The organism is Rahnella sp. P4_A8, from assembly GCF_056402435.1.
The window spans coordinates 29850-47871 of sequence record NZ_JBFUHK010000033.1; the positions used below are offsets into that span (position 1 = coordinate 29850).

Below are 18022 nucleotides of genomic sequence, written 5' to 3' on the forward strand. Positions count from 1 at the left end.
GCATAAACAAAGAATCTTTTTCCACTTTCCCGCTACAGGGCTCCAGACGATGAGATTTATCGGTAAAATTTTGCTGACGTTCGCCTTACTTCTGGTACTGGCGATCGTGCTGGTGTACGTCCTGTTGCAAACCCGCTGGGCTGCTGGCTGGGTCAGCCGCTGGGTCAGCAATAACAGCGAGTACCGTCTCTCCGTGGAGAAACTCGACCATAACTGGTCGTCGCCGGGTCGGGTGACGTTAACCAATGTCATCTTCGGGCAGAAGAATCAGCCGGAAGTGCTGAATGCCGGTGAAGTTGATCTGGATTTAAGCTGGCGTCAGATCACCGAGCCACGCTTTTTCGATCGCGTCGTGCTGGTCAGCGGACGCCTCAATGTCAGTCCTTCGTCAATGAATTTGCCATTGCAGGCCAATACCCTGCAACTGAGTAAAATGGCGCTCACCGGCAATACCGCTGGCTTAGACATTCAGGGTCAGCAGATTAACGCCGGTATTTCGCCGTGGCAGCCAAAACCCAATCAGCTTTTAGGCGATAAGGCAGACTTCCAGCTGAGCGCCGCCAGCCTGACGGTCAACGGACTGCCGGCCGAAAATGTGCTGATTCAGGGCAACATCAATAATAAGAATCTGACGCTGAGTAATTTTGGCGGCGATCTGGCTCGCGGTCAGTTAACGGGTAAAGCGACGCAGGCCGCCGATGGCAGCTGGAACATAGAAAACCTGCGGCTGAGCAATGTGCGTCTGCAAACCTCCAAACCGCTTTCTGCTTTCTTCGACGACTTCCAGACCCTGCCAAAAGTGACTATTCAGCGACTTGATCTGATCGACGCGCGTTTGCAGGGAACAGACTGGGCATTCAGCGACGTTGATTTGTCCGTGCAGGATCTGACGCTCGAAAAAGGCGACTGGCAAAGTGATGACGGCGAAATCACCCTGAATGCGACGGATATGATTGATGGAAACCTGCATATTCAGGATCCGATCATCAGCCTCGACCTTTCGCCGCAGGGCATTGCGATCAAACAAGCTACGGCGCGCTGGGAGCGCAGTTTATTGCGCACGACCGGCAACTGGCTGCGCGCCAACAAACGCCTTCAGCTTGATGAAGTGTCTGTTGCGGGGCTGGAATACACCTTGCCGGAAAACTGGAAACAACTCTGGAATCAGGCACTGCCGGATTCGCTGTCTGAAGTCTTTATCAGCCGGTTCATTGCTAACCGGAACCTGATTATTGATATCAATCCGCAGTTCCCCTTCCAGCTGACTGCACTTGATGGCCTCGGCAATAACCTGTTGCTGGCGCGTAATCATCAGTGGGGGATCTGGAGCGGTAAGCTGAATCTGAATGCAAGTGAAGCCACATTTAACCGCAATGACGTGCGCCGTCCTTCCATCACCCTGGAGGCGAACGACCGTCAGGTGAGTATTTCTGAGCTGAGCGCCTTTACCAAAGAAGGATTGCTGGAAGCCAGTGCGACGGTTGATCAGCAGCCGCAGCGTCATTTCTCTGTGAAGATGACCGCCCGCTCAGTACCGGCGAATCAGCTGGAAAACTGGGGATGGCCACATGTGGCGCTAGAAGGTAACGCTAATATGCAGCTGAATCTGCAAGGACAGATGCCGGCAAACGTGGATTACAAACCCACGCTCAGCGGGACATTGCAGATAAACGGCAGCCAGACAATTGACCAGAGAATGGTAAACGGGTTGGTTTCCGGTACGCCAGCATCTGCTACTCCTTAATCCAGGCATCACCAAAAATGCAAAAGGCACCGCAATGGCGGTGCCTTTTATTTTGGGTAGAAACCAATCAGTTAATTTCAGGCTCCAGCGGTGCGCCGGGCGCGGCGGGCAATACCAGATAGGTGCCTTCAAACACCGCGCCGTCTGTCTCATCGCCGTATAAATTCACTTCGAGTTGCACGCGTGCTTTCCGCCCGCGAGCCAGACGGTCGAGATCACCGCGGACAGAGCCCAGGTCGGCAACGGCACGCGGCCTGCCGGTCACCGGCATGCTGTAACGGATATGCGCATCCGCCAGCACAATGGTGCCGCCCAGATGGCGCTCACGCAGCAGCAGCCAGATCAGCCCCCAGCCGGTCAGCGTTGCCAGCGAAAACAAACTGCCAGCGAACAATGTATGGTGCGGATTCTGGTTGCCCGTTTCCGGCATCGTGGTGACAAATCGCTGGCCGGTGTACTGACTGATACGCACGCCCATTTTTTCACTGAGCGGGATGTGGTCATACCAGGCCTGCTGAAGCTGACCGCACCAGTCAGGGCGATGCAGAATATCATCCAGCGTTTCGATGGGTTTTATCATCAGGAAGTGGCGAACCGGGGTTGTTTGCGGCGTGGTGATTTCGCCCTGATTCACAAAGCCCAGTTTGGCAAAGAAATCCACGGCATCTTCGCGGGCGCTACAGACCACTCGTTTCACCCCTTCCTGACGCGCCACAGACTCCAGGGTCATCGCGACCAGCGTTCCCAGCCCTTTGTCTTGTACATTTGGATCAACCGCCAGAAAGCGGATAGAGGCTTCATTATCGGCATTGATGTATAAACGGCCAACCGCCACCGGTTCGCCCTCCTCATCAACTACCATCTGGTGATGTGCGATGGAATCGTAGGCATCACGCTCTGAACCCTCCGGCTGATGCAACGGTTTACGCAGCATTTCCCAACGGAATCGGTAATAGGCGGCCAGTTCTTTTTCGGTCGTCGGTACTCTCAGATGATACATAGATGCTTTCTCTCCGGCGTTATGCCTTATGGATCAGACTTGTAGCCAGAAGGTCACCGGCCCGTCGTTCACCAGTGCCACTTTCATATCCGCTGCAAAGCGTCCGGTTTCGGTAGCAATGCCCTTTTCCCGGCACTGCCCGCAAAAATACTGATATAACCGCTCCGCTTCCTGTGGCTCAGCCCCGCGCGAGAACCCAGGACGCATGCCTTTTTGTGTGTCCGCCGCCAGCGTGAACTGCGACACCACCAGCAGGCTGCCACCAGCCTGCTGCACGTTCAGATTCATCTTGTCATTTTCGTCACCGAAGATTCGGTACCCGATCACCCGTTCACAAAGGCGTTTGGCTTTTTGTTCGTCATCGCCCTGTTCAACGCCCAGTAAAACCAGTAACCCCGGTCCTATCTGGCCACAGATTTCGCCATCGATCGTAACGCTGGCATTCAATACCCGCTGAATTAACGCAATCATACAAATCCTTCGGACTGATTATTCTTCTGCCCTATGTTGAGCAGACTGCAATTTTCTTAGAGAACGGTACTCGCCCAGCGTGACGGTAATTTCCGCCCCAAGAAGAACGATACACCAGCTGACATAGACCCAGAGAAATAAAATGGGGATCACCGCCAGTACACCGTAAATCAACTGATATGACGGGAAAAGCTGAATGTATAAGGTGAAGATTTTTTTACTCAACTCGAATAATACGCCGGAGACCAGCGCGCCTATCAGGGCATCTTTTGCCGGCACTCTGACCGTCGGGACTACCTGATAGAGCAGCCAGAATGTCACCCAGGAGATCAGCAAGGGCAGAATGCGCAGCGCGTGGTCGATCACCGAATGCACACCGCTGATGTTCAGCCAGTTCAGGGAGAGCAGATATGAGCTGACAGCCACGCTGGCCACCAGCAGAATTGGCCCGAGCGTTAACACCATCCAGTACACAGCGAAAGAAAACACAATCGGACGCGTGGTTTTGCTGTCCCAGATTTTGTTCAGCACGCTGTCTACCGAGGCTATCAGAAGTAGCGCGGTGACGATTAATCCACAGGTGCCCACGGCCGTCATTTTGCTGGAGTTGGCAACAAACTGTTCCAGATAGCGCTGGATAGTATTACCGGTCGCGGGCATGAAATTGGAAAAAATGAATGTTTTCAGCTGCATGCTGATTTCTGAAAAAACAGGGAATAATGCAAAAAGTGAAAATACCACGGCGATCAGTGGCACGAGCGATAGCAAAGAGACATAGGCCAGATGGCCCGCCAGAAGCGTCAGGCCATCTTTATCCGAACGCTTTAAAAGCAGGCGCGTAAATTTCCACAACGATTTTAGGTAGTGGCTCAGTGCCCTTTTCTGCATCCTTACATCCTTCAGGAAAAGTATTTCGGTACCGTCTGGTTATCTTCTACCCATACAGCCTCAATGCCAGCATTCCGGGCGGCTTCGATATTTTCAGCAACATCATCAAAGAACACGGCCTGGTCGGCGGTGAATCCTTCTTTCTCCAGAACATGCCGGAAAATTTCGGGCTCCGGTTTGCGCATACCCAAATTTTGCGAGAGGTACATCGCGTCGGTATTGGCTTCGATTTCAGGATAATGATGAGGCCAGAAATCCAGATGTAAGCGGTTGGTATTAGAAAGCACGACGACACGATGACCTTCTTCGCGCAGTTTCTGAAACAGGGCAATGACCTCAGGACGCAGACCAACAAACACCGCATGCCAGCCCGCACTGAATTGTTCAAAGCTTAGTGCGATACCCATTTCATGACATAAATCGGCAGCAAACTGTTCGTCGCTGATTTCACCACGCTCGTGTTTCTGGAACACCTCGCCCATTGAAAACCGCTCGGTCAGCGTCGCCAGCGGGGTGCCACTCAGATGGCTCCACACCCCCAGCACTCGTTTGAAATCAATATCAATAATGACGTTTCCCATATCAAAAATGTACAGCATTGCACGCTCCTGATTTCAAAGATGACAGTTAACTTTAGCGGTAAAACGTACAAGTGAACAGGGGCAACGCGACGGGGCGTAACGAACGGAGGAGAAAAAAACATAAAAAAAACAGGGTACCCGAAGGCACCCTGTTTCTGTGTAACGGCAAACGTTAAAGAAGATTAACCTTCTTTAGGACCACGCATTGCACGTTTACGATCGTTCTCGGTCAGGTGACGTTTACGGATACGCACAGACAGAGGAGTCACTTCGACCAGTTCGTCATCATCGATGAATTCCAGAGCTTGCTCCAGAGACATTTTGATAGCAGGAACCAGAGTCGTTGCTTCGTCAGTACCGGACGCACGCATGTTAGTCAGTTTCTTACCGGTCAGGCAGTTCACGGTCAGGTCGTTAGAACGTGAGTGAATACCGATAATCTGGCCTTCATACACTTCTGCGCCGTGGCCCAGGAACAATTTACCGCGGTCTTGCAAGCTGAACAGTGCGAACGCAACCGCTTTACCCTGACCGTTGGAGATCAGCACGCCGTTCTGACGCTGGCCGATTTCGCCCGGACGAACGTCATCGTAGTGGCTGAACGTGGAGTACAGCAGACCGGTACCGGAAGTCATGGTCATGAATTCGGTACGGAAGCCGATCAGGCCACGTGCTGGGATCAGGTAATCAAGACGGATACGACCTTTGCCGTCTGGGATCATGTCTTTGACATCGCCTTTACGCTCACCCATGGCCTGCATAACAGAACCCTGGTGTTGCTCTTCGATATCCAGTGTCACGTTCTCGAATGGCTCTTGCATGCGGCCATCGATTTTACGGTTGATTACTTTAGGACGGGAAACCGCCAGCTCGAAACCTTCACGACGCATATTTTCGATCAGAACCGACAGGTGAAGTTCACCACGGCCTGAAACACGGAATGCATCAGCATCTTCAGTTTCTTCAACACGCAATGCAACGTTGTGCACCAGCTCTTTGTTCAGACGGTCAAGGATCTGACGTGAAGTCACATACTTACCTTCTTTACCACAGAACGGAGAGGTGTTTACGTTGAAGTACATGGTTACTGTTGGTTCATCAACGCTCAGCGCAGGCAGAGCTTCAACATTCGCCGGATCACAGATTGTGTCGGAAATGTTCAGTTCGCCCAGGCCGGTGATTGCGATGATGTCGCCCGCTTCAGCAACGGTGGCTTCGATACGCTCAAGACCCATGTGGGTCAGAACTTTACCGACTTTACCGTTGCGGGTTTTGCCTTCGCTGTCGATGACAGTGATTTGCTGGTTAGGCTTAACGGTACCGCGTTTGATGCGGCCGATGCCGATGACGCCAACATAGTTGTTGTAGTCCAGCTGAGAGATTTGCATCTGGAACGGTGCTTCCATCTCAACTTGTGGCGGAGATACGTGGTCAACGATCGCCTGGTACAGCGGGGTCATGTCTTCGGCCATATCGTTATGGTCGTTACCCGCGATACCCATCAATGCTGATGCATAGATGATTGGGAAATCGAGTTGTTCGTCGGTTGCGTCCAGGTTTACAAACAGGTCGAAGACCTGATCGACAACCCAGTCAGGACGCGCGCCAGGGCGGTCAACCTTGTTGATTACCACGATCGGTTTCAGACCATTAGCGAAGGCTTTTTTGGTCACGAAACGGGTTTGCGGCATTGGGCCATCCATTGCATCCACAACCAGCAGCACCGAGTCGACCATTGACATCACACGCTCTACCTCACCGCCGAAGTCGGCGTGTCCTGGGGTATCCACGATGTTGATGCGGTAGTCTTTCCAATTAATGGCGGTGTTTTTTGCGAGGATGGTAATCCCACGCTCTTTCTCCAAATCGTTGGAGTCCATTACGCGTTCAGTGGCTTCTACACGCTCTCCGAAAGTACCGGATTGTTGCAGCAGCTTGTCGACCAGGGTGGTTTTACCATGGTCAACGTGGGCAATAATGGCGATGTTACGCAAATTTTCGATCACAGCTTTGCCTCAGGCATTAGAAATAGCGCGCTATTGTACACGTATTAAGCGAGGTTCTAAACAAGATCACAAGGATCTTGTTGAAACAACTTATGGATGGCTACTTTGTGATCCCTTTCACGGTGCAAAAAGACCACTGAACCATTATGACGCACCATTATAGTGCTCTCACTCTCACAGTTAGCACCATTTTAGTGCGAGAATTCCGTTATGGTGCATACTTGTCGAGTGCAAAAGCCCTGTAAAATGGCGTTGTTTGCATTTTCTCAAAGTTGGCACAGTTTTCGCTAATAGTTTTTAGAGTAAAAGTTTTTTAGGGTAAAAAATTTTTTACAGGGTGAAGAGCCTGACCAGACAAATAATAGCGCTGTTCAGTCTACACGCCAGTTCCAGTAAGGCTGTTATTTCCAACTAAAGACCAAAAATGGTTATTCGTTCCACGACGATAATGAGAAATTCGGGAGAACTAGTATGTCCGCTGAACACGTTTTGACGATGCTGAATGAGCATGAAGTGAAATTCGTAGATTTACGCTTCACTGATACCAAAGGCAAAGAACAGCACGTCACCATTCCTGCGCACCAGGTTAGCGCTGACTTCTTCGAAGAAGGCAAAATGTTTGACGGCTCTTCAATCGGTGGCTGGAAAGGCATTAACGAATCTGACATGGTCTTGATGCCAGATGCGAGCACTGCTGTTCTTGACCCATTCTACGAAGAAACTACCCTGATCATTCGTTGCGACATCCTTGAGCCAACCACGCTGCAAGGTTATGACCGCGACCCACGCTCTACCGCAAAACGTGCAGAAGATTTCCTGCGCTCTTCCGGTATCGCGGACACCGTTCTGTTCGGGCCAGAGCCAGAATTCTTCCTGTTTGATGATGTGCGCTTCGGCAGCAGCATCTCCGGTTCTCACGTCGCTATCGATGATATCGAAGGCGCATGGAACTCAAGCACCAAATACGAAGGCGGCAACAAAGGCCACCGTCCTGCAGTAAAAGGCGGTTACTTCCCGGTTCCTCCGGTCGACTCCTCTCAGGATCTGCGTTCTACCATGTGTCTGACCATGGAAGAAATGGGTCTGGTTGTTGAAGCTCACCACCACGAAGTGGCAACCGCTGGTCAGAACGAAGTGGCAACCCGCTTCAACACCCTGACTAAAAAAGCTGACGAAATCCAAATCTACAAATACGTGGTTCACAACGTGGCTCACGCATTTGGCAAAACTGCGACCTTCATGCCAAAACCAATGTTTGGCGATAACGGTTCAGGTATGCACTGCCACATGTCTCTGTCCAAGAACGGTAACAACCTGTTCGCTGGCGACAAATACGGCGGCCTGTCTGAAATGGCACTGTTCTACATCGGCGGTATCATTAAGCACGCTAAAGCAATCAACGCCTACGCTAACCCGACCACCAACTCCTACAAGCGTCTGGTCCCGGGCTACGAAGCGCCAGTAATGCTGGCTTACTCTGCGCGTAACCGTTCTGCATCCATCCGTATTCCACACGTATCAACGCCTAAAGCGATGCGTATCGAAGCACGTTTCCCTGATCCAGCGGCTAACCCATACCTGGCGTTTGCTGCACTGATGATGGCTGGCCTGGACGGTATCATCAACAAGATCCACCCTGGCGATGCGATGGACAAAAACCTGTATGACCTGCCACCGGAAGAAGAAGCAGAAATTCCAAAAGTTGCAGGTTCACTGGAAGAAGCCCTGAACGCACTGAACGAAGACCGCGAGTTCCTGACCCGTGGTGGCGTGTTCACTGACGACGCTATCGATGCTTATATCGGTCTGCGTAAAGAAGAAATGGACCGCGTGCGCATGACTCCGCATCCGGTTGAGTTCGAACTGTACTACAGCGTTTAATTTTTCGATTAAACCGGACTCAGCGCTCGTCTTCGGGCTGGCGCTGAGGGTAATACCCGACTGAAGGCCTGTGTTCACAAACCCTTCAGCGTCAAAATTAAGTAAGACGATTTATATTTGTTGCCGTGGAAACTTTCAGCCCATCTCCGGATGGGCTTTTTTCTCCACACTCTTTCCTGCTCAACCCCTCTGACCCGTGATTTCACCGGGTAGCGAGATAAAATGCACCAATCAGGTGCGGGAGACTGCGGTATGGCAACTGGCAAACTGCCCGATGCTGGGCAGATCCTGAATTCCTTAATCAACAGCGTTCTGCTGTTAGACGACGAATTGGCTGTGCATTATGCCAATCCGGCAGCTCAGCAGTTACTGGCGCAAAGTTCCCGAAAGCTTTTTGGCACCCCTTTGCCAGAACTGGTGGGATATTTTTCGCTGAACATCGAATTAATGCGTGAAAGTCTGACAGCCGGACAAGGCTTTACAGACAGTGAAGTGACGCTGGTCGTAGACGGCCGCGCGCATGTGTTGTCGCTGACCGCACAGATGCTGCCAGAAGGTTTCATTCTGGTGGAACTGGCGCCGATGGATAATCAGCGCCGCCTGAGCCAGGAACAATTACAGCACGCTCAACAAGTTGCTGCGCGTGATTTGATCCGCGGTCTGGCACATGAAATCAAGAATCCGCTCGGCGGGTTGCGTGGCGCAGCACAATTATTATCCAGAGCGCTGCCCGATCCGGCCTTGCTGGAATATACGAAAGTCATTATTGAGCAGGCTGACCGTCTGCGTAATCTGGTCGACAGATTGCTGGGCCCGCAACGTCCGAGCCAGCATGTGACACAAAGTATTCACCAGGTTGCGGAACGGGTTTGCCAACTGGTCTCGATGGAGAAGCCGGATAACGTTCAGCTGGTGCGGGACTATGATCCTAGCCTGCCGGAACTGGCGCACGACCCCGATCAGATAGAACAGATTTTGTTAAACATCACCCGCAACGCATTACAGGCGCTGGGGGAGGAAGGCGGCACAATTACATTACGCACGCGTACTGCTTTCCAGATTACGTTACACGGCGTGCGTTATCGTCTGGTGGCCCGTATCGATATTGAAGATGATGGCCCCGGCGTACCGGCGCATTTGCAGGACACCCTTTTTTACCCCATGGTCAGTGGCCGCGAAGGGGGCACCGGTTTGGGCCTGTCCATCGCGCGCAGTTTGATTGATCAGCATTCGGGTAAAGTTGAATTTAACAGTTGGCCAGGACATACCGAATTCTCGGTATTCCTGCCTATTCGCCAGTGAGGTTCTTATGCAACGAGGGATAGTCTGGATCGTCGATGACGATAGCTCCATCCGCTGGGTACTTGAACGTGCGCTCACTGGAGCCGGTTTAACGTGCACCACGTTTGACAGCGGCAATGAAGTGCTTGATGCCATTGCGACTCAAACCCCTGACGTTTTGTTATCAGATATCCGTATGCCCGGGATGGACGGTTTAGCGCTGTTAAAGCAGATTAAACAACGTCACCCGATGCTTCCGGTCATCATAATGACAGCACACTCCGATCTGGATGCTGCAGTCAGCGCCTATCAGCAAGGTGCGTTTGATTATCTGCCAAAACCGTTCGACATTGATGAAGCCGTGGCACTGGTTGAACGAGCCATCAGTCATTATCAGGAACAACAGCAACCGGCACGCAGCCAGCCTGCGAGTGGCCCGACCGCAGACATTATCGGTGAAGCGCCCGCTATGCAGGACGTATTTCGCATCATCGGCCGTTTGTCCCGTTCTTCAATCAGCGTGCTGATTAATGGGGAATCCGGTACCGGTAAAGAGCTGGTCGCTCACGCCTTACACCGCCACAGCCCGCGCGCCAAAGCGCCCTTTATCGCGCTGAATATGGCTGCTATCCCGAAAGACCTGATTGAGTCCGAATTATTCGGCCACGAGAAAGGGGCGTTTACCGGCGCCAACACCGTCCGTCAGGGACGTTTTGAACAAGCCGATAACGGCACGCTGTTCCTCGATGAAATCGGGGATATGCCGCTTGATGTGCAAACCCGTCTGCTTCGCGTGCTGGCAGATGGCCAGTTCTATCGTGTTGGCGGTTATGCGCCGGTGAAAGTGGACGTGCGTATTATCGCTGCGACTCACCAGAATCTGGAGCTACGGGTTCAGGAAGGGAAATTCCGCGAGGATTTATTCCACCGCCTGAACGTTATCCGCGTCCATCTGCCGCCGCTGCGTGAACGTCGTGAAGACATCCCGCGTCTGGCGCGTTACTTCCTGCAAGTCGCGGCTAAAGAGCTGGGTGTGGAAGCAAAAAACCTGCATCCGGAAACAGAAACGGCACTGACGCGATTGCCATGGCAGGGCAACGTGCGCCAGCTGGAAAACACCTGCCGCTGGCTCACCGTCATGGCGGCGGGTCAGGAAGTGCTGATTCAGGATTTACCCAGCGAACTGTTTGAGACCTCGGCCCCTGAAACCGGTGGTCAGAGTCTGCCAGACAGTTGGGCGACATTGCTGGCACAATGGGCAGACCGTGCGCTGCGTTCCGGTCATCAAAACCTGCTGTCAGAAGCGCAACCTGAAATGGAACGTACATTACTGACCACGGCGCTGCGCCATACACAGGGACATAAACAGGAAGCGGCACGGTTGCTGGGCTGGGGGCGAAATACCCTGACCCGCAAACTGAAAGAACTGGGCATGGAATAAAAGTCCTCGCACCAGACAGCAAAACAGCCGCTTATGCGGCTGTTTTTATTTGCAGAGCAGACTGTCAGATAACGCGAGAGAATTGTTGCTGGCGCACCTGACGTCGCAGATAAATATCAAAGCACATACAGATATTACGGATCAGCAAACGCCCGCGCGGTGTCACCTGAATATGTGTGCCACTCACCTCAACCAGCCCGTCTTCAGCCAGCGGCTGCAGCAGTGCCAGATCATCAGCAAAATAATCGGTAAAACGAATATCGTAACGCTGTTCGATATCAGCAAAATTCAACTCAAAATGGCAGATCAGAGATTTAATGACATCACGACGAAGGCAGTCATCATTCGTCATTTCCAGACCCCGCCATAAGGCATGTCCCTGCTCTTCCACATGAGCGTAATAGGTTTTGATATCTTTTTCGTTCTGCGCGTAGGTATCGCCGAGCATGCTGATGGCCGAAACGCCCATTCCCAGCAAATCACTGTCGCCCTGTGTGGTGTAGCCCTGGAAATTGCGGTGCAATTTGCCTTCGCGCTGGGCAATCGCCAGTTCGTCTTCAGGGCGAGCAAAGTGATCCATCCCGATAAAGCAATAGCCGAAACCGGTCAGTGAAGCGATGGTTTCCTGCAAAATTTTCAATTTCTCTTCCGCGCCAGGCAAATCAGCATCTTTGATTTTGCGCTGAGCGGCGAACAATTTTGGCATGTGCGCATAATTGAACACACTCAGACGATCAGGGTTGAGCTCTGCCACACGCTGCAGCGTGTAAGCAAAACTTTCTGCCGTCTGTTTCGGCAGACCGTAAATCAGATCGATATTAGTCGAGTTGAAACCCAGCGCCCGGGCGCGTGCAATGAGGGCAAAGATGAAATCTTCATCCTGCTCACGGTTAACCAGAAGCTGCACTTCTTTGTTGAAATCCTGGACCCCCATACTCAGGCGGTTAAAGCCTTCGCTGCGCAGATGGTCAAGCACATCAAGCTCAATTTCACGTGGATCTACCTCCAGTGACATTTCTGCGTCGGGCAGGATATCAAAGTGTGCCCGCAGAAGGCCCATCAGACGGCTTATCTGCGCTTTATCGAGGTAAGTCGGAGTACCACCGCCCCAATGCAGCTGACTGACCTGACGACCTTTAAAGAGCGGTGCACGGTGACTGATCTCTTTTTCAAGCACGTTGAGATATTCTTCGGCTTTATGCTGCTGGCGGGTCACCAGTTTATTGCAGCCGCAGAAGTAGCAGAGCTTATGGCAGAAAGGAATGTGCACGTACAATGAGAGCGAGCGTGCCGGATAACGGGCAGCCGCATTTTCGAAAGCGGTATTATCGTAGCGTTCACTGAACTCAAGTGCTGTTGGATAGGATGTGTATCGCGGACCCGAATAATTGTATTTCTGGATCAGCGCTAAATCCCAGACGGTAGTCTGTTCTGACATGGGGTACTCACTCCTTCCGGCGTCGGATGCGACCGGTTCGCTTTACAGGCAGGCTTTGAGCCTGCCGTGCAAAGGTCGCTCTGCGCAAACGTGCTTTGGTTTTCGATAACCGGCGTAGTTTACCGAATAACCAAAGCAGATAACATGCAAAGAGTAAGGCTATTGCCGGGATGACCCAGCGCATAGCTTAGAAACCCTCTTTTGGATTTCCGCGCTTGAGCAACTGCATCATGTCTTCGTTTTTCTCTTCTTCTTCGTCATCTTCATCTTCGCCGAGTTCGATGCCGAGGATTTCCATCAGAACGTCGATGCGATCAAGTGTCTGATCAACATAAGCCTGATCTTCTGCGCTTAATGCTTTGCCATCGTCGATGAGATCCAGCAAAGAATCCAGACGCTCATCATTTTCGAGTAACGTCAGTTCTTCTTCCGGTGTCATCTTAGGTTTTGCATCTTGCTTCGGCTGTGCGGCTTTTTTAGCTTTCGCTGCATTGTTCGTAACGGTCTCAACGATCAAAGGCACGGCTTTTTTGCTACCGATACGCGGATCGGCTTTTTTCGTGCCCGCGCCGCTTTGGTTCTGGGCCGCATCCGGATTGGCGCGTGAGCCTGCTTTATGGCCACGGCGCTTGTTGTCACGCTTGCGTTCGCGCGCTTCGATATCAAGCTCGACACGACTTTTCTTCTTCGTTTTAGCTGTCGCGGTATTGGCGCGCGGTGCTTTCGCTGGCTGTTTCATGGCATCTGCTCTTAGGTGTGTACATTTAGTATAGATTTGCGCCGGAATCTAGCAGAAAGCGGGCAAAGAAAAAAGGCAGCAAGGTAACCTTGCTGCCTTTTTCTTTCCTTCCTCAGAAGGATATTCATCAAATACTTTCCCTGTATAGCATCAACGTCCCGGTTTTTCCTTTGCCTTTCAGAGCCTCCGGCTCCGTTCATCCTTAAATCGCGATGCATTTCCCGTGATCCCTGAATGCAATTTTCGTCCTTGTTTCCCTGCTCGCCTTCACCGCGTAAGAAATACTTTACCCGACTGGCACAAAGGCTCAAGATACCCGCCAGCCGTCTTGTCGATTTCATAACGACATCAATTTTATCTTATTGAAATTGAATAACATTAAAAAATTCGGCGACAAAACAAGCGAAATAACCCGCATCATGAATAGCAAATGTCTTACATCATGAAGGCAATTTCCCCCGCCTTCATCTCTGTGGTCCCTTCGCCTCATCATTCGGATTTTAAAAACACGAACGCATCTCGGCTGTGTTGCAGTTATAATCGCCAGCCAGATACTCATGCCTCACGGAGACGCACGCTTTGACCAGCCAAACTTACAACTATCATATGACCCATTTCGTCATGAGCGCCCCGGATATCCGGCATTTGCCATCTGACGCAGGCATTGAAGTCGCATTTGCTGGTCGTTCAAACGCCGGCAAATCCAGTGCGCTGAATACCCTGACACAGCAGAAAAGCCTCGCGCGTACCAGTAAAACGCCTGGCCGTACTCAGCTCATCAACCTGTTCGAAGTGAAGCCGGGCATCCGCCTGGTCGACTTGCCGGGTTATGGCTACGCGGAAGTACCGGAAGAAATGAAGCGCAAATGGCAGCGCGCGCTGGGCGAATATCTGCAAATGCGTAACTCCCTCAAAGGTCTGGTTGTGTTGATGGATATCCGCCATCCGCTTAAAGATCTCGATCAACAAATGATTCAGTGGGCAGTTGATGTGGGTACGCCGGTCATGTTGCTGCTGACTAAAGCCGACAAACTGGCTTCAGGCGCACGTCAGGCGCAGATAAAAATGGTCCGTGAAGCGGTGAAAGAATTCATGGGTGATATTCAGGTAGAGGCATTTTCCTCACCGAAGAAAATGGGCGTGGATAAACTGAGTGACAAACTGAACACCTGGTTCAGCGAAATCCCGCCGGAAGTGCAGGAAGAAGAGCTTTCTAACGAAGGCGAATAGTAGCGCCCCGGGAACGGGGAAATGTAAGTAAAGAACAGAAAGGGGTGACCGCAAGGTTGCCCTTTTTTATGGGTATAACCCTATGAAAAATCCAATAAAAAACGCCCCAGACATAAATGCCTGGGGCGGCTAAAATATTCAGCCAAATCCGATTACGTGAAGTAAAAGGTCTGAAAGATAGAACATCTTACCTCTGTACCCTACGAGAGAAACTTTACCCTATTTTCTGACGGGGAAAAAGAACTTTTTGTAGTTTACTTACACAAAAATCGCGGATTATGCGATCACTCTCATGGTATGAGCACATAATCCTGTAGCTTAATTACAAAAAAAGCTTAATAACTATTCACTTAGTGAGCCTGATCCCAGTTTTCGCCAGTGCCCACATCTACTTTCAGTGGAACGGCCAGCGTCATGCTTGCTTCCATAAGATTGCGGATTTTTTCGCTTGCCACTTCCACATCATCTTTATGCACTTCAAACACCAGTTCATCGTGTACTTGCATGATAATGCGGGCACGCGGCGCATCCGGTTGTTTCAGCCAGTCAGCGACGTTTATCATCGCACGCTTGATAATATCCGCAGCCGTTCCTTGCATCGGGGCGTTGATCGCTGCACGCTCCGCACCTTTACGGCGCATGGCGTTACTGGACTTAATGTCTGGCAGATACAGACGGCGACCATCCAGCGTTTCAACGTAACCCTGCTCAGACGCCTGAGTGCGGGTGCGTTCCATGTATTCCAGCACGCCCGGATAGCGCTCAAAGTACAAATCCATATAACGCTGGGATTCTTTGCGCGGAATATTTAGCTGGCGCGACAGACCAAAGGCGCTCATGCCATAAATCAGGCCGAAGTTAATCGCTTTCGCACTGCGGCGTTGCTCACCGGATACTTTCTCCAGCGGCGTACCGAAGACTTCTGCGGCAGTCGCGCGGTGGATATCTTTCCCCTCGGCGAACGCTTTCAGCAAACCTTCATCCTTAGATAAATGCGCCATGATACGCAGTTCAATCTGCGAGTAGTCGGCAGCGAGAATAATGTAGTCTTTCGGCGCGATAAACGCCTGACGGATGCGGCGACCTTCGTCATTACGCACCGGAATATTTTGCAGGTTTGGATCACTGGAAGATAGACGCCCGGTGGCAGTCACTGCCTGATGATAAGACGTGTGCACACGTCCGGACTGCGGATTGATCATCAATGGCAGTTTATCGGTATAGGTCGATTTCAGTTTTGCCAGACCACGATATTCAAGAATGACTTTTGGCAGCGGGTAATCCAGAGCCAGCTCAGCCAGAACTTCTTCATTAGTCGATGGCGCGCCACCCGGCGTTTTCTTCAGAATCGGTAATTTCTGTTTTTCATACAGAATAGCCTGMAATTGTTTGGTCGAAGACAGGTTGAAAGGTTCTTCTGCCAGTTCATGTGCCTTGTTTTCCAGCTCATTCAGACGGATAGCCAGTTCTTTTGAGTGGGCGGCGAGGATATTCTGATCAATCAGAACGCCAGTGCGCTCGATATGAGACAGCACAGGTACCAGCGGCATTTCGATATCCGTGAAAACAGTCTTCAGGGATTCGCTTTCCGCAATCCGAGGCCACAGTGCCTGATGCAATTGCAATGTAACATCAGCATCTTCCGCCGCATAAGGCGCCGCTTGCTCCAGCGCGATTTGGTTGAAGGTCAGCTGGTTCTTGCCTTTACCTGCGATCTCTTCAAAACTGACGGTCTTATGGCCGAGATAGCGATCGGCCAGGCTGTCCATATCATGGCGGCCAGATACGCTGTCGAGCACATAGGACTCGAGCATGGTATCAAAGGCAATGCCTTTTAATTCGATGTCATAACGCAGTAACACGCCGCGGTCGAATTTCAGGTTCTGACCCACTTTCAGCTGCTTTTCATCTTCGAGTATCGGCTTGAGCTGTTTCAATACTTCATCACGATCCAACTGTACCGGCGCATCCAGATAATCATGAGCAACCGGTAAATAGGCTGCTTTACCTGCTTCTGTAGCAAAAGATAAGCCAATCAGATTGGCGGTCAGCGTATCCAGACCATCCGTTTCTGTATCGAATGCAAACACCTCAGAGCCTTTCAGATAACCGATCCATTCATCCAGCGTCGCCTGATCCAAAATGGTGACGTAACCGTCCTGAGAAAGCTGGTTAGGTTCGATCACTGCTGCTGAAGTTGTGTCTTCAGCCTGTGCGCTTTTCTTCGCTGCTGCCGGCGCTTTACCTGCTGATTTTTTACCGCTCAGCCAGGTACCGGATTCAACATCAGCCAGCCAGCGTTTGAATTCATAGCGACCAAAAAGCTTGTGCAGTTCATCAGCATCAGGTTCAGAAACCGTCAGCTCTGCACAGGTTAAATCCAGCTTCACGTCAGTTTTAATGGTCGCCAGCTGGTAAGAGAGATAGGCGACGTCTTTATTATCAGCGAGTTTGGCGGCCATGGTTTTGGCGCCGCGGAAACTGAGTGTCGATACTTTATCAAGATCGGCATACAACGCATCAAGACAACCAATGCCTTGTAACAAGGCTTGTGCGGTTTTCTCCCCCACGCCCGGCACGCCTGGAATATTGTCCGAGGAGTCGCCCATCAGGGCGAGGAAATCGATGATCAGCGAAGGCGGAACACCGTACTTCTCGACAACTTCATCTGGCCCCAGAATTGCGTTGTTCATGGTATTAATTAATGTCACGCCCGCTGTCACGAGCTGCGCCATATCTTTATCACCGGTGCTGATCAGAACAGCATGACCCGCCTGTTCAGCTTCGAGTGCCAGCGTACCGATTACGTCGTCCGCTTCTACACCAGAGACCACCAGCAAAGGCAACCCCATTGCTTTGACCATTTGGTGAAGAGGCTCAATTTGAGAGCGCAGGTCATCCGGCATCGGAGGACGGTGAGATTTATACTGTTCGAAAAGTTCGTCACGGAAGGTTTTGCCTTTCGCGTCAAAAACCACAGCGACATGGCTTGGTGTGTATTGYAGCAATAAACTGCGCAACATGTTAAGCACACCGTACATCGCACCGGTCGGTTCACCCGCAGAGTTGGTCAGCGGAGGAAACGCATGATAGGCGCGATAAAGGTAAGACGAACCGTCTACCAGGATTAAGGGGTTTTCTGCTATCTGGGCCATAACTCTTCTTTATTCGTGATCAGACATGCTCTAAGGATGCCATAGCCAGCGGGAAAGACGAACCTTGAGAGGGAAATTCATTGCGAAGTTGCGAGGGATCTCGAAGGATCATCCTGTGGATAACTTTGTGAATAGTTTTTATAGTAAATTATTATCTGATCATATCC

14 protein-coding genes are annotated in these 18022 nt (G+C 51.4%); 5 read left to right on the plus strand and 9 right to left on the minus strand.

Features of this window, described 5'->3' with window-relative positions; all coding sequences use genetic code 11:
• The first annotated feature begins 49 nt into the window (after nucleotides 1–49).
• Nucleotides 50–1744, plus strand: a complete 1695-nt coding sequence (locus tag AC1DUO_RS16100; RefSeq protein WP_119262205.1) for an AsmA family protein — start codon at nucleotides 50–52, stop codon at nucleotides 1742–1744.
• A 67-nt stretch (nucleotides 1745–1811) separates the two neighbouring features.
• Here the strand turns inward: AC1DUO_RS16100 and fabY are convergent, their stop codons facing one another.
• The 5 genes from fabY to typA all read right to left on the minus strand — a co-directional run bounded on the left by fabY (nucleotide 1812) and on the right by typA (nucleotide 6690).
• Nucleotides 1812–2744 carry a fatty acid biosynthesis protein FabY gene (gene fabY / locus AC1DUO_RS16105; protein WP_013577647.1) on the minus strand — a complete coding sequence of 311 codons (933 nt, stop codon included), beginning with the start codon at nucleotides 2742–2744 and terminating at the stop codon, nucleotides 1812–1814.
• 33 nt (nucleotides 2745–2777) lie between these two features.
• Nucleotides 2778–3215, minus strand: coding sequence for a D-aminoacyl-tRNA deacylase (dtd, locus tag AC1DUO_RS16110; protein ID WP_013577648.1), 438 nt, complete (start codon nucleotides 3213–3215; stop codon nucleotides 2778–2780).
• Nucleotides 3216–3233: 18 nt separating this feature from the next.
• A complete protein-coding gene (locus AC1DUO_RS16115) occupies nucleotides 3234–4103 on the minus strand; it encodes a virulence factor BrkB family protein (RefSeq protein WP_013577649.1) in 870 nt (289 codons plus the stop codon).
• Between the two features lie 11 nt (nucleotides 4104–4114).
• Nucleotides 4115–4702, minus strand: coding sequence for a glucose-1-phosphatase (gene yihX, locus AC1DUO_RS16120; RefSeq protein WP_013577650.1), 588 nt, complete (start codon nucleotides 4700–4702; stop codon nucleotides 4115–4117).
• Nucleotides 4703–4866: 164 nt separating this feature from the next.
• Nucleotides 4867–6690 carry a ribosome-dependent GTPase TypA gene (typA, locus tag AC1DUO_RS16125; protein ID WP_013577651.1) on the minus strand — a complete coding sequence of 608 codons (1824 nt, stop codon included), beginning with the start codon at nucleotides 6688–6690 and terminating at the stop codon, nucleotides 4867–4869.
• Between the two features lie 471 nt (nucleotides 6691–7161).
• Between typA and glnA the strand changes: the two genes are divergently transcribed.
• The 3 genes from glnA to glnG all read left to right on the plus strand — a co-directional run bounded on the left by glnA (nucleotide 7162) and on the right by glnG (nucleotide 11293).
• On the plus strand, nucleotides 7162–8571 hold the full coding sequence (gene glnA, locus AC1DUO_RS16130; protein ID WP_013577652.1) for a glutamate--ammonia ligase: 1410 nt from the start codon (nucleotides 7162–7164) through the stop codon (nucleotides 8569–8571).
• A gap of 252 nt (nucleotides 8572–8823) precedes the next feature.
• On the plus strand, nucleotides 8824–9873 hold the full coding sequence (glnL, locus tag AC1DUO_RS16135; RefSeq protein ID WP_013577653.1) for a nitrogen regulation protein NR(II): 1050 nt from the start codon (nucleotides 8824–8826) through the stop codon (nucleotides 9871–9873).
• Nucleotides 9874–9880: 7 nt separating this feature from the next.
• The gene (gene glnG, locus AC1DUO_RS16140) at nucleotides 9881–11293 is read left to right on the plus strand and encodes a nitrogen regulation protein NR(I) (protein WP_013577654.1); all 1413 of its coding nucleotides are present in this window, start codon (nucleotides 9881–9883) and stop codon (nucleotides 11291–11293) included.
• 64 nt (nucleotides 11294–11357) lie between these two features.
• Here glnG and hemN read toward each other — a convergent pair whose 3' ends face one another.
• Entirely contained in the window at nucleotides 11358–12731 is a 1374-nt protein-coding gene (gene hemN / locus AC1DUO_RS16145) for an oxygen-independent coproporphyrinogen III oxidase (RefSeq protein WP_119262206.1), read from the minus strand.
• A 187-nt stretch (nucleotides 12732–12918) separates the two neighbouring features.
• Nucleotides 12919–13470 (minus strand): Der GTPase-activating protein YihI, encoded by a 552-nt coding sequence (gene yihI, locus AC1DUO_RS16150; protein WP_119262207.1) that lies wholly within the window; start codon nucleotides 13468–13470, stop codon nucleotides 12919–12921.
• Between the two features lie 579 nt (nucleotides 13471–14049).
• Between yihI and yihA the strand changes: the two genes are divergently transcribed.
• Nucleotides 14050–14700 carry a ribosome biogenesis GTP-binding protein YihA/YsxC gene (gene yihA / locus AC1DUO_RS16155; RefSeq protein ID WP_013577657.1) on the plus strand — a complete coding sequence of 217 codons (651 nt, stop codon included), beginning with the start codon at nucleotides 14050–14052 and terminating at the stop codon, nucleotides 14698–14700.
• Nucleotides 14701–14838: 138 nt separating this feature from the next.
• On the opposite strand, the gene spfP is transcribed toward yihA, so the two are convergent.
• Nucleotides 14839–14886, minus strand: coding sequence for a small protein SpfP (spfP, locus tag AC1DUO_RS16160; RefSeq protein ID WP_071892919.1), 48 nt, complete (start codon nucleotides 14884–14886; stop codon nucleotides 14839–14841).
• Between the two features lie 164 nt (nucleotides 14887–15050).
• On the minus strand, nucleotides 15051–17855 hold the full coding sequence (gene polA, locus AC1DUO_RS16165; RefSeq protein ID WP_477987962.1) for a DNA polymerase I: 2805 nt from the start codon (nucleotides 17853–17855) through the stop codon (nucleotides 15051–15053).
• Nucleotides 17856–18022 lie beyond the last annotated feature (167 nt).

Bases quoted from the DNA above. Each gene is read 5' to 3' on its own strand.
- dtd (WP_013577648.1), bottom strand. From the start codon at position 3,215: ATGATTGCGTTAATTCAGCGGGTATTGAATGCCAGCGTTACGATCGAT.
- glnL (WP_013577653.1), top strand. From the start codon at position 8,824: ATGGCAACTGGCAAACTGCCCGATGCTGGGCAGATCCTGAATTCCTTA.
- hemN (WP_119262206.1), bottom strand. From the start codon at position 12,731: ATGTCAGAACAGACTACCGTCTGGGATTTAGCGCTGATCCAGAAATAC.
- yihX (WP_013577650.1), bottom strand. From the start codon at position 4,702: ATGCTGTACATTTTTGATATGGGAAACGTCATTATTGATATTGATTTC.
- fabY (WP_013577647.1), bottom strand. From the start codon at position 2,744: ATGTATCATCTGAGAGTACCGACGACCGAAAAAGAACTGGCCGCCTAT.
- AC1DUO_RS16115 (WP_013577649.1), bottom strand. From the start codon at position 4,103: ATGCAGAAAAGGGCACTGAGCCACTACCTAAAATCGTTGTGGAAATTT.
- glnG (WP_013577654.1), top strand. From the start codon at position 9,881: ATGCAACGAGGGATAGTCTGGATCGTCGATGACGATAGCTCCATCCGC.
- AC1DUO_RS16100 (WP_119262205.1), top strand. From the start codon at position 50: ATGAGATTTATCGGTAAAATTTTGCTGACGTTCGCCTTACTTCTGGTA.
- glnA (WP_013577652.1), top strand. From the start codon at position 7,162: ATGTCCGCTGAACACGTTTTGACGATGCTGAATGAGCATGAAGTGAAA.
- yihI (WP_119262207.1), bottom strand. From the start codon at position 13,470: ATGAAACAGCCAGCGAAAGCACCGCGCGCCAATACCGCGACAGCTAAA.